The following is a 13,801-nucleotide window of genomic DNA, read 5'->3' on the forward strand; positions in this document are numbered from 1 at the left end:
GTCGATTCGTCCCCGTCGCTACCGACTTTAGAGACGGCGGCGCTCCACGGATCGGCGGGGCACCCGGGGCGCCGGCGAGCGAGGGATTCTCATACGCTCCGGCGAGTCCTGGCGGCTCCGTGGTGCGTTGCCGGGGAGGCCTTAGCGAGCGAGGGATTCGTGCGTCCCGGGCGGGTTCCGGTGCTTGGTGGTGGTGACGCCGGGGAGGCTTCGGCGTGCCGGAGACTCGTACGCCCGGCGGGTCCCGGTGCTTCGTGGTGGCGCAGCGGGGAGGCCTCAGTGAGCGAGGGATTCGTGCGTCCCGGACGGGTCCCGGCGCTTCGTGGTGGCGGCACCGGGAGACCTCAGCGTGCCAGGGACTCGAACGCCCGGCGAGTCCTGGCGCTCGGCGGTGGCGGCGCGCAGGGGGGCTCAGCGTGCCAGGGACTCGTACGCTCCGACGAGCCACTCGATCGGGCCGGTGGCGGCCTCCGGACCGCGGCGCAGGCGCACCCGGATCTGGGCGCGGGAGGTGCCGGAGGGAAGGCTCAGCGTGGCCGGCATCGTGATCCGGTGCCCGCTCGCGGCGCAGTCGCCGCTCACCGTCCGGCCGGGGGTGCCCAGCGCATAGGCCGTGAAGGACAGCCGTCGTGCACCGGACCGGCAGACGACAAGGACACCGATGCGGCGACCGCGGTCGGGAACGCTGAGCGTGATGGCCGCGGTGCCCGGCCAGGCGCCGCTCTTCTTCGCGACCCGGCGCGACACCGGCCGGTCCGACGCGTCCAGCAGCGTGGTGGGAAGGACGCCCTGCGACCGTGTGGCGATGGGAGGCGGCGCGGAGGACACGACGGAGGGGGTGCTCGGCGCCGACGTGCCGACGGCGGGCGAACGGCCGTCCGACGGCGCGTCACGGCGGCCGGCACCCCAGCCGTTGAGCCCGGCGAACACGCCGGCCCCGACCGCGAGCGCCAGCACGGCGGCCGTCACGGCGGGGAGCATGCCTGGCCGGTCCAGCAGCCGCCGGCGCCGTGCCGATCCCGAACCCGGCGCATCGGAGACCTCCGGCCGCGGAGGCGGCAGCCATCCGGCCGTCTGCCGCGCCGGCGGTCGTTCCGCCGGTCCGCCCTGCGTCCCTTCGCCCGCCGCGCGGTCCTGACGCGTGCGGTTCTGGCCGGACCGCCCGAAGCCGGGCGGGGTGGCCTGGGCGGACCCGGACCGGTCGAGGCCGGCGGAAGCCCGCCCCGACCGCCGCGCCGGGTCGCGGCTGGGAGGGGTCGGCTCGGATCGCCGTGACGGGTCGTGGCGGGGTGGGGTCGGTTCGGATCGGCGTGACGGGTCGTGGCCGGGAGGGGGCGGCTGGGACAGCTGCGACGGGTGGTGGCCGGGTGGGGTCGGTTCGGATCGCTGCGACGGGTCAAGGCCGGGAGCGGGCGGCTCGGATCGCCGCGACGGGTCGAGGTCGGGCGGTACGGACCGGGATCGTCCGGACCGGCCGAGACCGGGAGGCGCGGGCTGGGCCCGTCCGGGCCGCCGGGGGCCGGACAGCTCCCGGCTCGACCACTCGTGACTGGCCCGCCGGCTCGACCGCGTCCGCGAGGACTCGGCCGGGCGGGGCGGCAGCGGTGGGGCCGTGGAGGCGGTCAGCAGGGCGGCGGCGCGTTCGGAGGTGAGCCGCCGTGCCGCGTCCTTCTGCAGGAGTCCCTCGAGCAGCGGGCGCAACGGCCCGGCGCGCACCGGAGGGTCGGGCTCCGCGGTGACGAGCGCGCTGAGGGTGGCCATCGCCGTCTCGAAGTCGTATGGGGGCCGTCCTTCGACTGCGGCGTAGAGGGTGGCGCCGAGCGACCACAGGTCGGACGCCGGCGACGCCCGCTCGCCCCGGGCCACCTCCGGAGCGACGTACGCGGGCGAGCCCATGAACGTGCCCGCCTGGGTGAGCGTCGTGGCGCCGTCGTACGTCGCGATGCCGAAGTCGGTCAGCACCACCCGCCCGGAGGTCTCCAGCAGGACGTTGCTGGGCTTGACGTCACGGTGGACGATGCCGGCCTCGTGCGCCGCCCGCAGCGCGTCGAGCAGTTGCCGGCCGATCTCCGCGACGCGTACGGGGGAGATCGGGCCGTCGTCGACGAAGACGTCCTCCAGCGACCGGGCCGCGACGTACTCCATGACCAGCCATGGGCGGTCGTCCTCGACCACCACGTCGTACATGGCGATGAGGTTCGGGTGGTCCAGCCGGCCCGCGGACATCGCCTCACGGTTCGTCCGCTTGATGAGGTTGATCCGCTCTCGGGGCCGCAGGCTGGGCGGGAGGTGGACCTCCTTGACAGCGACTTCACACTCTTCGGCCTCGTCGTACGCCCACCAGACCGTGCCCATGCCGCCTCGGCCGATCTCCTCGATCAGCCGGTAACGACCGGAGAGCAAGCGATCCCGGGACTCGGCCACGAAGCGCAAGATACCCGCGTGCGGCGGTCGCGGCACGCGGATCCTTACCGTGATCTTGCACTCAGGTCGGCACCGCTGCAAGATCGGAGCTGACAGGCAGGTCTTGTGTCGACGCCATCGGAAGAGGCGTGGGGATGGAAACCTTTTCGGCTTCGGGGCTCGGCGGACCCACGGTCGTCGCCTCTGGTGTGCTGCCGCTCGAGATCGACGACCCCGTGTCCGTCGGGGGGCACAGCCTGGTCGCGAGGCTGGGCTCGGGCGGCATGGGCGTCGTCTACCTGGGACGCGACCAGAACGGCAGGCTCGTCGCGGTCAAGACCGCGCGCCCCGAGGACGCCGACGACCCCGACGTGCGTCTCCGCTTCCAGAGCGAGGCGAACTGCGCGCGGCGGGTCCCGGCGGGCTGGACGGCACGGGTGCTCGCCGACGGGACCGCCGAGAGGCCGCCCTACCTGATCACCGAGTACGTCGACGGTCCCTCGCTGGCGCACATCGTCGACACCGACGGCCCGCTGCGACCCGAGCAGCTGCGCGCGCTCGCCACGGGCGTCGCGCGGGCGCTGGCCGCGATCCACGGGGCCGGACTGGTGCACCGGGACCTCAAGCCCGCCAATGTGCTGCTGACCCCGACGGGGCCGCGCATCATCGACTTCGGCATCGCGCAGCGCCTCCCCGCGTCGGGTGGGCCCACGAAGGACGGGGTGGTGATGGGCAGCCCCGGCTGGATTCCGCCCGAGCGGCTGACCGGACGGCCCGCGACCAGCGCGTCTGACATCTTCGGCTGGGGCTGTCTCGTGGCCTACGCCGGGACCAGCCGCAACCCGTTCGGCGAGGGCGACGGCGACGAAGTGGCGGGGCGGACGATCCACGACCCGCCCGACCTCGACGGGCTGCACGAGCCGCTCCGCCCTCTGGTCGCGGAGGCGCTCGCGAAGGACCCGGCGGAACGGCCGCGGACCGCGGAGCTGCTGGCGAGGCTCGGGGGCGATGTCACGACGCCCACCGAGATCCGCCACGCGCGGCGGCCGATGGTGCCGACCCTGGCCGCCGTCGCGTTCGCGGCCGCGGCGGTGGCGGTGGCCGTCACGGCAACGGTCGGATCCGGACCCGACGAGAAGCAGAAGCGGCCGGCTCCCGGCAACGGCACCGTCACCTCGCCGCACCGCGGCACCCCCAGCCTCCACCCCGGCGGCCGTCTGCCGCCAGGGCCCGAGGCCGCCCGTACCCCGCCGCCCACTCACCCCACCGCGTCGCACACGCCGGCGAGGACGAGCCCGGCCGTGACCGCCCCGACGACCAAGGCCGCCAAGACCGGCCAGACCGGCAACGGCCAGACCGGCAACGGTCAGACCGGCGACAAGGGCAAGGGCAGGGGCAAGGGAAACGGCGGCGGCAAGAAGGTCAAGGTCAAGTAGCCGCCAGTACGACATCGACCGCGACGGCAAGGGCGCCGTGCACTGGAACTCACCGTCGATCTGATCTCGTCGTCCGGCGCGCCCCGGAGAGCGCGCCGGACGACGGCCGCGGGCGTGTCAGCGGCGCCCGATGGTCAGCAGTGGCCCGGTCGTGTCGGCGAAGAAGTCGACTTGTGGACTGGTGTCGCGAGCGTGGCAAGGCAATCGTCTCTACATCGGAATCGCTCGACTTGTCCACGCCAATGGGCAAGATGTTCGCGCAAATCATCGCTGCGTTCGCAGAAGGTGAGCTGGATACCATCCAGGCGAGGGCGCTGGACGCCTCTCGAAAACTCCGGGAGAAAGGAGCTTGGTTCGGTGGGGTGCTACCGTTCGGTTTTCGCTTCACCGACCGCGATGACGGAGGGAAGGGGCTCATTCAAGATCCCAAGTATGGCCCTCTTCTGCGAGAGTTGTACAAGCGAGTCATGGACGGCACGCCAGTCCATCGACTAATGAAGGAACTCAATGCGTCAGGTACTCCGACGTGGCGTGATCACCTTCGCATCGAGTCAGGGAAGGAATCCAGAGGGACGCTCTGGTCGTCGAAAGCGATCCAGCAGGCGTTGATGAGCCCACGAACTGTTGGCTACCTCCTTCACAATGGTGAGGTCGTCGAAGGTGACGACGGAGAGCCTGTGTTCATTACCGACGAGCCAATCCTCGGTATCGCTGAATGGCAACAAGTCGTTAAGAAGCTGACGGCAATTAAGAAGCCTGCCACTCGAACCCCGAAGGAGCCGTACCTTCTCACCGGTGTCGCCAAATGCGGGATCGATGGTGGATCTCTATACGTCAAGCGGAACGCGGTTAAGCGTTCCTATAAAGACGAGCCGGACGTCTACCGGGTCTACACCTGTAGGCACGCTTATTCCGGAGTCTCGGAGGAGTGTCGTACGGCCTGCGATGAGACAGTTCTCGACGAGGCCATCGAGAATGCGCTTCTAATAGCCACGGGTGACTCCGAGGTTTATGAGCGAACAGTTACGCCGCAACGGGAGCTTGAAGCCGAACTAGCGCGGATTTCTGGGCGACTTAGTAAGCTTGAGGCCGACTATGTGGCCGGAAAGTGCGATGGTGAGGGCCAAGACGAATCTTACCTGCGAATGCATGAGATGATTACCAAGAAGAAGGTAGCGCTTTCGGCGCAAATCGCCCAGCTTCCGGCTTCGGAATACGTAGGCACAGGAAAGACGTTCAAGGAAGTATGGGCTGAGAAGGGGGTAGAGGAACGTCGTTCATTTCTTATCGAGCACGATGTCAGAGTGCTCGTCTGGAAGTCGAAGAGGGGAACGAAAAAGCCTCACATCAAAATAGAGATACCTGACATCCCTAGGATGATGACCAATGTTGGCGTTCGTGACGCCTTGGAATCAGACATCATCGTTGTAGACGTCAACATGCCGGAACATCTAAAAAGTATCTCGGTAGAAGACGCGCTGGGGCAGAAGATCAATCCGGCGGGAAGCGAAATCCGTAACGCGAAGCATCCGGCTATCGTGATAAGTCTGGATGATATATCCGGTCAGCCGACGATCGAAATCAGGAGTTAGGTAGGCTTCTCGCCTGCCTCCTGGACTCCGTAAGCCCCCCGCTGGCAAAGCCCATAGAAGGTCTCCTGTGGTGACGTAGCCTTTAGGTTCGGGATCAGCCGTGCCAGTAGGTTTGGAACGGGATGGCACCATAGAGTGCAATGTCTCGGTATCTCTTGTACTCTTCAATATCTGGATTCTCGACTAGATCGCGCCCGACCTGTGTGCCGTCTTCTCGGTAGAGCATCCGTACGACGGTTTCTTCATCGAACATCCAGAAGTCATGATCAGGCAGGCCGGCGACCTGCCTTCCGGTGACATCGAGAATGCGAATATCTTCGCCTGCCTGGACGTTGAAGGCATAGCCCCATTCGAACTCGTATCGGAGGTAATCCGAGAGGGGCTGCTTGACGACATGGACACGTTGCATGGACTTACCGGACTGGACTGCATTAGCAACCTTGTCGAGCCATGGGTAATGGAGGTCGGCGGGCGGTTTCTCTCCGGATAGGAACCGTTGGAACTCTTCTTGCTCATCCGCCATGGTGTAGACGGAGTGCAACTCCAGCCGGAATGCGGAGTGTTGGAAGCTGGCGGTGTACTTGACCCAGTCCTCAGCCTTCAAGAACACGGGCAGCCTCCAAGAGGATGCTTACCGGGATCTCTATGACTGCTTCACCCTCAGGGGCGTTGATATCGGCTCGCCGGTAGCCCTGTACCGGCACCATGCCGCCGGTAGGCCGGTAGACCTTCGGGCAGTCGTCCGACTTGCAGTCTCCCGCGATGATCTCGGGCTTGTCGTTGAGGTTCTGTGCCGTCATCGCTGAACCCTCCTCAGGGAAGCCGTCTGTCGGCGACGCTAAGAGGCTAAATTCCTGCGGTCAACGGCAACTGGAATATTCGCGATATGGAATATCTGGGGCCGCGTGCAGGCGGCTGGACTGCCTGCACACGACCATGCGTGGAGCCTAGGACTGGACCTATCTCCCGTGGCGTCAGGGGCGCTTGGTGGGCCAGAGGGTGACCTGTGTCCCCTCATGGAAGAAGTCGTCTCCCTTGTCGTTCACGACGATGAAGGCCGGGAAGTCCTCGACCTCGATCTTCCAGACCGCCTCCATGCCCAGCTCGGGGTACTCCAGCACCTCGACCTTCTTGATGCAGTCCTGGGCCAGGCGGGCGGCCGGGCCGCCGATCGACCCGAGGTAGAAGCCGCCGTGCTTCTTGCACGCCTCGGTCACCTGCTTGCTGCGGTTGCCCTTGGCGAGCATCACGAAGGAGCCCCCGGCCGCCTGGAACTGCTCGACGTAGGAGTCCATCCGGCCGGCCGTCGTCGGGCCGAACGACCCGCTCGCGTACCCCTCCGGGGTCTTGGCCGGGCCGGCGTAGTAGACGGCGTGGTCGCGGAGGTACTGCGGCATCGGCTCGCCGGCGTCCAGCCGCTCCTTGATCTTGGCGTGGGCGATGTCCCGGGCGACCACGAGCGGCCCGGTCAGGGCGAGCCGCGTCTTGACGGGGTACCGGCCGAGCTCGGCGCGGATCTCGTCCATCGGGCGGTTCAGGTCGATGCGGACCACGTCGCCGTCGAGGTCGTCGTCGGTGGTCTCGGGGAGGTACCGCGCCGGGTCGGGCTCGAGCTGCTCCAGGAAGACGCCGTCCCGGGTGATCTTCGCGAGGGCCTGCCGGTCGGCGCTGCAGGACACGGCGATCGCCACCGGGCAGGACGCGCCGTGGCGCGGCAGCCGCACCACGCGGACGTCGTGGCAGAAGTACTTACCGCCGAACTGCGCGCCGATCCCGAGCTTCTGCGTGAGCTCGAAGACCTGCTGCTCCAGCTCCAGGTCGCGGAACCCGTGTCCGGTGGGGCTCCCCTCGGCCGGCAGCGTGTCGAGGTAGTGCGCGGAGGCGTACTTGGCGGTCTTGAGGGCGTACTCGGCGCTCGTGCCGCCCACGACGATTGCGAGGTGGTACGGCGGGCAGGCGGCGGTGCCCAGCGACCGGATCTTCTCCTCCAGGAAGGTCAGCATCCGGTTCGGGTTCAGGACGGCCTTGGTCTCCTGGTACAGGAAGGACTTGTTCGCGCTGCCGCCGCCCTTGGCCATGAACAGGAACTTGTACGCCTCGCCGGGCGCGGCGTACAGCTCGATCTGGGCGGGCAGGTTGCTGCCGGTGTTCTTCTCCTCCCACATGGTCAGCGGCGCCATCTGGGAGTAACGGAGGTTCAGCCGCGTGTACGCGTCGTACACGCCGCGCGCGATGTGGCGTTCGTCGTCGCCGTCGGTCAGGACGTGCTGGCCGCGCTTGCCCATGACGATCGCCGTGCCGGTGTCCTGGCACATGGGCAGGACGCCGGCCGCCGCGATGTTGGCGTTCTTGAGTAGGTCGAGCGCCACGAACCGGTCGTTCGGCGACGACTCCGGGTCGTCCAGGATCTTCCGGAGCTGGGTCAGGTGGGCGGGCCGGAGCAGATGCGAGATGTCGTGGATCGCGGTCTCGGTGAGCAGCCGGAGCACCTCGGGCTCGACCTGGAGGAAACTGCGGCCACCTGCCTCGAACTCGCTGATCCCGTCGCTCGTCAGCAGGCGGTACTCGGTCTCGTCCGGGCCCTGGGGGAGAAGCTCGGTGAAGGCGAATTCGGGCATCGGCTTCCTCGCTGATGACGCGGTCATGGGTGTGGTCCCCAAGACTAGAGCGGCGTGCCGACGGTGCCGAACGCGCCTCGGCGCGGAGCGCCCCTTGCCCTGGCCCGCCGGCGGAGGTATGACGGCAAAAGGGGGAAGTCATGCTGCTCAACGTCTATGCCGGGCCAGCGGGAACGTTCCACCACCCGAGCATCTTCTACATCGTGCTCGCGATCGTCGGTGTGGCGTTCGTCGCCGGCATCGTCGTGAGCCTGCTCCTGCTGGTGCTGCGGAACATCAACCGCGAGTGGCCGATCCGCTGATCCGCGGCGACGACCACGGCGCCGCACTCGACGAGGCGGCGCCGGGCTGTGGTCTGTTTCGAGGCGTACGGTCCCGACACAAGGCCCAGCACGAAGGCATGTAGGAGAGCGTCCGACAGTGCTCGTGACCTGGGGGTGCCTCCGACCTCAGTCACAGGGGATGTGTGGCAGACAAGGCCGATTGGCGATCATTGGACTTTCCACAGCCGGGCCTTGTAGTCGAAGCAGCCGGTTGCCAAGGTCTTGCCGTCCGGGCTGAACGCCACCGCTTCGACAGTGTCGCTGTGGGTGAAGGTGGCGATGCAATGTTGGGTGGCCACCTCCCACACACAGGCGGTGTGGTCGGAGCTGCCGGTGGCCAAGGTCTTGCCGTCCGGGCTGAACGCCACCGCTTCGACAGTGTCGCTATGGGTGAAGGTGGCGGTGGTTCGGCGGGTGGCCACATCCCACAGCCGGGCGGTATGGTCGCCGCTGCCGGTGACGAGAGTCTTGCCGCCGCGGCTGAACGCCAGTGCGCCGAGATTGTCGGTGTGGCCGGTGAGGGTGGCGATGTGGTGGTGGGTGGCGACATCCCACAGCCGGGCGGTGTGGTCGCCGCTGCCGGTGGCCAAGGTCTTGCCGTCCGGGCTGAATGCCACGGCGTTGACACTGCCGGTGTGGCCGGTGAGGGTGGCGATGCTGTGGTGGGTGGCGACATCCCACAACCGGGCGGTGTGGTCGATGCTGGCGGTGGCGAGAGTCTTGCCGTCCGGACTGAACGCCACCGCGGTGACACCGTCGGTATGGCCGTTGAGAGTGGCAATGCTGCGGTGCGTGGCCACATCCCACAACCGGGCGGTCTGGTCGTAGACGCCGGTGGCAAGGATCTTGCCGTTCGGGCTGAAGGCCACCGAGGTCGGGGAATCGTAGCCCCGCCTGGGGATGGTGGCGATGCCGCGGCCGGTGGCCACGTCCCAGAACTCCGCGTAGCACGCGTCGCTGGCGGCGGCGAGAGTCTTGCCGTTCGGGCTGAACGCCACCGAGATGATGCGGCCGCCGCCGGGTAGCTGCACCGGGTTCGGTGACTGCTTCGACACCGGGCCTGAGGAGTGCTTCGGCCCCGAGCCTGAGTGGTGCTTTCCGGAATCCGGCAGCATCACCATCGCTGAGATACCGGCGACGGCGGTTGCCCCGAGACCGCCGAGCAGAAGGGTCCGGCGGTTGATCCGACGTCGGTCGGCCTGGGGCGGCGTCGTCGGCCAGGGGGTGGACACCCGGGTCGGCGGCGGCCCGGCGTGGCCCACCGTGGTCTGCCCACGGGGGGCGGCGGTCTGCTCTCGCGGCGCCACCGGTCGCGAGGGGCGTCGCGGTGCGGTGCCGGTCGCGGTTTTGCCCGGGGTATCGGCCACGGCTGCCCGGACGGACGGGTTCTGTCGCCCTTGAGGTGGTTCGCTGGTGACCGGGCGCAGACGATCGGCGACAGTGGACGCGTCCTGGGGCCGGTCCTCCGGTTGTTTGGCAAGCAGGTCCAGCACCAGCGTGCTGAGATGACCGGGAACCTGCGGTCGTATGGCCCGTGGCGGTCTCGGAGGCTCGTTGAGGTGCTGGTAGAGGATCGCGCCAACCCCCTTTTCGGCACCGGCGTCGACCCAGGTGGTCCCGGTGAGCATCTGGTACAGCACGCAGCCGAAGGCGTACAGGTCGGTGCGCCGATCCGGGGTCTGGCCCTGGATCTGCTCGGGCGACATGTACAGCGGAGTCCCCGACATCCCGCCGGTAGCGGTGATCTTCGTGGCATCCGCCAGGCGGGCGATCCCGAAGTCGCAGATCTTCACCCGCCCACCCGTCACCAGGAACAGGTTGGCCGGTTTGATGTCACGATGCACGACACCCTGCTCGTGTGCGACCGCCAACGCCTCGACGATCTGCACGGCCAGATCCGTCACCTGCTCGATCGGCATCCCGGAGGGATGTCCGGCCAGCGCCACAGAGAGGTCCTGGCCCTGCATCAACTCCATCACCAAGAACAACAGGCGCTCACTGTCATGATGATGCTCGTCGATGTCGAAGACCGTGGTGATACCCGGATGGTTCAGTGTGGCGGCGATCTCGGCTTCGCGGCGGAAACGGGCCACCCCGGCCTCATCGGCCGCGGCCGTCAGCCGCAGGCTCTTGACCGCGACCGGACGCCGCAGCCGCAGATCGACTCCCCGCCACACCTCACCCATGCCGCCCCGGCCCAGCAGCGCCTCCAGCCGGTACCGCCCGGCCAGCTCCCACCCAACCTGCACCCCAAGCCTCCGCTCATTACAAAAGAACACTAATGTCTGACATATTCCATCAGAGCGCCGGCTGCACCGTCGCGGAAGCGGTCAAACCGGTTGAGACGTCAGGTCGCTCGCGTGTTTTGTGGAAAATGTCCTTTTGCGGTGTCGAGTGTGGCTGATTGATCCATACCTTGGCCGGGAACGGTGGCGGGCCTTCGGCTACCTCGGGCACTGGAGCGCGCGGCTGGTCGTCGGGACCGGCGTTCTCTCTTTGACCTGCCGGATCAGTTTCTGGTCGCTGGTGTCGCCGGGCCAGGACCAGTAGCGGACCGGGATCCCGTCGCGGGTGACGGCAATCCCGATCACGATCTGCGGGAGATCCTCGCGTGAGTCCTTGGGGTTGTCCCACATCCGGAACCCCACATCCCGCTTGTCGTCCCACTGCCGGTCGCCGGCATCGGGGTGGGGTTCGAGCCGGCCGTGCTCATCGCCGGCGATGGGCTCGTCGGCGTCGGCCAGCCGGTCGATGTGTACGTCATGGGTGATCCAGTTCGCGGCGGCCAGCTTGGAGGAGGGGGCCAGGGCCCGGTTGGCGACCAGGCCGAACAGCACCCGCTCGGTGGCCGTCAGCAAATCCAGCAGCTCCAGCGTGTCATCGACCGACTTGGCCTCCAGGAACCGGACCGTGGCCAGCAGCGTCGCCAGCCGCCGACCCTTTGGATGGCGGCGGATCTGCGAGGCGTCCGCCCGTATCCCGTACTTGGCCAGCTCCGCCAACCTGCGCGCTGGCACCAGCGCCTCGGCGCCCAACTCGGCCGTGCCCAGACCCATCACCTCGGCGACCTGATCCAAAGCCTTGATCATCGTCGGTCCGGCCACTGATCACGCTCAGGCTGCGGGGCGCGCGCTGCGGGAGCGGCGCGCCCCCAGGTCCGCCACGCCGAGGACCACCCCGACGCCCACGAGCACGGACCCGACGAACTCCGCCGGCCGGATCGTGCGGACGCCCAGGAACACCGTGGTGGCCAGGGCGCTCACGGGGGTCAGCCCGGAGAACAGGCCGGCCAGGTCCGCGCCGATCAGATTGATCGCGTCGTACCAGAGGATGAAGGCGGTGATGGCGACGAACGTCGCCAGGTAGCCGATGCTCACAGCCTCACTCACGCTCGGACGCCGTACCACGGCGGTGCCGTCCAGAGCCAGCCCGATGGCGAAGAGGATCATCGCGGCCGCCGCCGAAGAGTACGCCGACACGAGGATCGGCCCGAACTTCGGCAGCAGCGGGATGGCCAGCAGGGAGAAGAGCACCTGGCCGAAGAGAGCGCCCACGGCCAGCAGCAGGCCGAGCGGCCGGTCCCCGCAGAGCCCGCTGGTCAGCCCCGCGCCGGCGGTGACGATGACGGCGGCGGTGACGAGCCGCGCGGTCGGGCGTCTACGCTCCATCAAGGGCCCGATGAGCGCGAAGATGACCGGGGCGGATCCGATCACCGTGCCGATCGTCGCGGGGCTGGTGTAGTGCGTCGCGTCGACGACGCAGAGGTTGAATCCCGCAAGTCCGGTGGCGGCCAGGACGGCGAACAGCAGTCCTTCGCGGACGGTCGGCCGGACGAGGAGGGCATCGGGTTCGACGGACGGGAACCGCGTCGCCTGGCGGCGCCTGCGCCACTGGGCGACACCGAGGAGGAAGACGGTGGCCACGGCATAGCGGATGGCCTGGCCGCCGTAGACGGGGTAGTGGGCGATCACCGCCGCGACGGCGGCGATGGTTCCGGTGGCGACCATGGCGAGGGCTGCCTGCGCCATGCCACGGGCACGGGCTGCGGACTGTTCCATGACAGGCACGCTAAGTAGCAAATGGTCCTCTCGCGAGGGTCGGCTGAAGATCTTTACAGCGGGCCATGTGTTCGAACGCCGCGCCGCGCCGGTGCCCCTGATTCAGGGGTTTAGCCTGGTCAGGCCGTTCGGCGGCGTCGGCGGACCGCCCGGCGCGGCCCCGCGCCGCTCGGTTTCCGCGATCTGCCGCTCGCGCTCCGCCGCCCACCCGCGATCGCGCCCGCGGAGGGCCCGTCGCCCGCACCCCCGCGTCACGAACACGACGCGTCGCCGACACGCACTTGTCCCTGATCCGCCGACGGCGTGACGGCCACCGCCGAGGGGTCCCCGGTCGCACTCGCCCTCTCACCCGCTCCGCCGTCGGCTCGTGCCTCACCGGCCGCTCCGTTCGCTCGGCGGCTCGCCGCTCCTCCTCCGAGACCGGCCGCGACACCGCATCCGACGAGGAGCGATCCGGCGAGTTCCGCGCGGCTCGGCGTGCCGAGCCCGAGCACCATCGTGGTGACCGCCGCGCTGACCGGGATGAGGCCGGCGAACAGCCCGGCCCGGTCCGCGCCGATCCGGCCCAGCGCGTCGTACCACAGGACGAACGCCCCCACCGTGACGACGATCGCGAGGTAGGTGAATCCCGCCACCTCGCCCGGCGTCGGCGTCCGCACGACGGCGGTGCCGTCCACGAGAAGGCCGACGGCGAGCAGCATCGGAGCGGCGGCCGCCGCCGAGTACGCCGACACCCGGACCGGCCCGAGCCGGGGCAGGAGCGGCACGGCCAGCAGCGAGAAGGCCATCTCGCCGGCGAGCGCGCCGAGGGCCAGCAGCAGCCCGGTGAGGCTGCCGCCCCCGAGCCCGTTGGCCGCCGCCGCGCCCAGCGCCACGACGACCGCGGCGGCCACCAGGCGCGGCGTCGGACGGCGGCGTTCCGCCAGCGGCGCGACGACCGCCAGCAGGACCGGGACGGCGCCCACCACCGTGCCGATCATCGCGGGAGTGGTGTGCCGAGTCCCCTCGACGATGCAGATGTTGAACCCGGCGAGGCCGGTCGCGGCGAGCGCGATGATGAGCGCCCACTCCCGCAGCGTGGGGCGGGAGCGGGGCCGCCCCGTACCGTGCCCCGGCGGAGGCGGACCCGCCGGCCGCCGGCCGGCGGCACGCTCGCGCAGTCGTGCGACGGCCAGGAGGATGAGCGCGGCGACGGCGTAACGCACGGCCTGGCCGCCGTACACCGGATATCGGGCGATCGCCGCGGACACGGCGGTCAGCGTGCCGACGAGGATCATCGCGACGGCGGCCTGAACGACGCCGCGCGGACTGGTGGTCTGCTCCATGGGCTGAGACGCTAAGCACTGATTGGTCCGCGAACGAGGACCAATC

Annotated in this window: 11 protein-coding genes and 1 pseudogene; 4 read left to right on the forward strand and 8 right to left on the reverse strand. The window is 68.9% G+C overall.

The genetic code is table 11. The annotated features are described in order from the left end of the window. Positions 1-411: 411 nt before the first annotated feature. A complete protein-coding gene (locus AB0I04_RS07055; protein ID WP_360880392.1) occupies positions 412-2,424 on the reverse strand; it encodes a protein kinase in 2,013 nt (670 codons plus the stop codon). A gap of 134 nt (positions 2,425-2,558) precedes the next feature. Here AB0I04_RS07055 and AB0I04_RS07060 point away from each other — a divergent pair, with 134 nt between their 5' ends. From AB0I04_RS07060 to AB0I04_RS07070, 3 genes and pseudogenes are all read left to right on the forward strand, one after another. Next, positions 2,559-3,839: a serine/threonine-protein kinase gene (locus AB0I04_RS07060; protein ID WP_360880395.1), complete on the forward strand. Its 1,281-nt coding sequence runs from the start codon at positions 2,559-2,561 to the stop codon at positions 3,837-3,839. Between the two features lie 137 nt (positions 3,840-3,976). Continuing rightward, positions 3,977-4,180, forward strand: a pseudogene (locus AB0I04_RS07065) (recombinase family protein); the annotation flags it as partial. Then, positions 4,154-5,431: a zinc ribbon domain-containing protein gene (locus tag AB0I04_RS07070; protein WP_360881034.1), complete on the forward strand. Its 1,278-nt coding sequence runs from the start codon at positions 4,154-4,156 to the stop codon at positions 5,429-5,431. The pseudogene AB0I04_RS07065 and the gene AB0I04_RS07070, both read left to right, overlap by 27 nt. Positions 5,432-5,525: 94 nt before the next feature. Here the strand turns inward: AB0I04_RS07070 and AB0I04_RS07075 are convergent, their stop codons facing one another. From AB0I04_RS07075 to AB0I04_RS07085, 3 genes are all read right to left on the reverse strand, one after another. Continuing rightward, positions 5,526-6,041: a DUF6879 family protein gene (locus AB0I04_RS07075; protein WP_360880398.1), complete on the reverse strand. Its 516-nt coding sequence runs from the start codon at positions 6,039-6,041 to the stop codon at positions 5,526-5,528. Further along, the gene (locus AB0I04_RS07080) at positions 6,025-6,231 is read right to left on the reverse strand and encodes a hypothetical protein (protein WP_360880401.1); all 207 of its coding nucleotides are present in this window, start codon (positions 6,229-6,231) and stop codon (positions 6,025-6,027) included. The genes AB0I04_RS07075 and AB0I04_RS07080 overlap by 17 nt, the downstream gene beginning before the upstream one ends. Before the next feature lie 174 nt (positions 6,232-6,405). Further along, positions 6,406-8,049 carry a fumarate hydratase gene (locus AB0I04_RS07085; RefSeq protein WP_360880404.1) on the reverse strand — a complete coding sequence of 548 codons (1,644 nt, stop codon included), beginning with the start codon at positions 8,047-8,049 and terminating at the stop codon, positions 6,406-6,408. Positions 8,050-8,189: 140 nt separating this feature from the next. Here AB0I04_RS07085 and AB0I04_RS07090 point away from each other — a divergent pair, with 140 nt between their 5' ends. Then, entirely contained in the window at positions 8,190-8,351 is a 162-nt protein-coding gene (locus AB0I04_RS07090) for a hypothetical protein (RefSeq protein WP_360880406.1), read from the forward strand. Positions 8,352-8,539: 188 nt separating this feature from the next. On the opposite strand, the gene AB0I04_RS07095 is transcribed toward AB0I04_RS07090, so the two are convergent. The 4 genes from AB0I04_RS07095 to AB0I04_RS07110 form a co-directional block, all read right to left on the reverse strand. Further along, positions 8,540-10,621 carry a protein kinase gene (locus AB0I04_RS07095; RefSeq protein ID WP_360880408.1) on the reverse strand — a complete coding sequence of 694 codons (2,082 nt, stop codon included), beginning with the start codon at positions 10,619-10,621 and terminating at the stop codon, positions 8,540-8,542. A gap of 195 nt (positions 10,622-10,816) precedes the next feature. After that, complete coding sequence (locus tag AB0I04_RS07100; protein ID WP_360880411.1) at positions 10,817-11,461, reverse strand: hypothetical protein; 645 nt, start codon at positions 11,459-11,461, stop codon at positions 10,817-10,819. Between the two features lie 24 nt (positions 11,462-11,485). Further along, positions 11,486-12,430, reverse strand: a complete 945-nt coding sequence (locus AB0I04_RS07105) for an EamA family transporter (protein ID WP_360880414.1) — start codon at positions 12,428-12,430, stop codon at positions 11,486-11,488. A 251-nt stretch (positions 12,431-12,681) separates the two neighbouring features. Beyond that, on the reverse strand, positions 12,682-13,755 hold the full coding sequence (locus tag AB0I04_RS07110) for a DMT family transporter (RefSeq protein ID WP_360880417.1): 1,074 nt from the start codon (positions 13,753-13,755) through the stop codon (positions 12,682-12,684). Positions 13,756-13,801: the final 46 nt, after the last annotated feature.

This window comes from Actinoallomurus sp. NPDC050550, from assembly GCF_040655075.1.
GTDB lineage: Bacteria > Actinomycetota > Actinomycetes > Streptosporangiales > Streptosporangiaceae > Actinoallomurus.

What these genes read in the sequence shown, in the direction of transcription:
- AB0I04_RS07060 (WP_360880395.1), top strand. Translation starts at nt 2,559, where the DNA reads ATGGAAACCTTTTCGGCTTCGGGGCTCGGCGGACCCACGGTCGTCGCC.
- AB0I04_RS07080 (WP_360880401.1), bottom strand. Translation starts at nt 6,231, where the DNA reads ATGACGGCACAGAACCTCAACGACAAGCCCGAGATCATCGCGGGAGAC.
- AB0I04_RS07085 (WP_360880404.1), bottom strand. Translation starts at nt 8,049, where the DNA reads ATGCCCGAATTCGCCTTCACCGAGCTTCTCCCCCAGGGCCCGGACGAG.
- AB0I04_RS07090 (WP_360880406.1), top strand. Translation starts at nt 8,190, where the DNA reads ATGCTGCTCAACGTCTATGCCGGGCCAGCGGGAACGTTCCACCACCCG.
- AB0I04_RS07100 (WP_360880411.1), bottom strand. Translation starts at nt 11,461, where the DNA reads ATGATCAAGGCTTTGGATCAGGTCGCCGAGGTGATGGGTCTGGGCACG.
- AB0I04_RS07105 (WP_360880414.1), bottom strand. Translation starts at nt 12,430, where the DNA reads ATGGAACAGTCCGCAGCCCGTGCCCGTGGCATGGCGCAGGCAGCCCTC.
- AB0I04_RS07110 (WP_360880417.1), bottom strand. Translation starts at nt 13,755, where the DNA reads ATGGAGCAGACCACCAGTCCGCGCGGCGTCGTTCAGGCCGCCGTCGCG.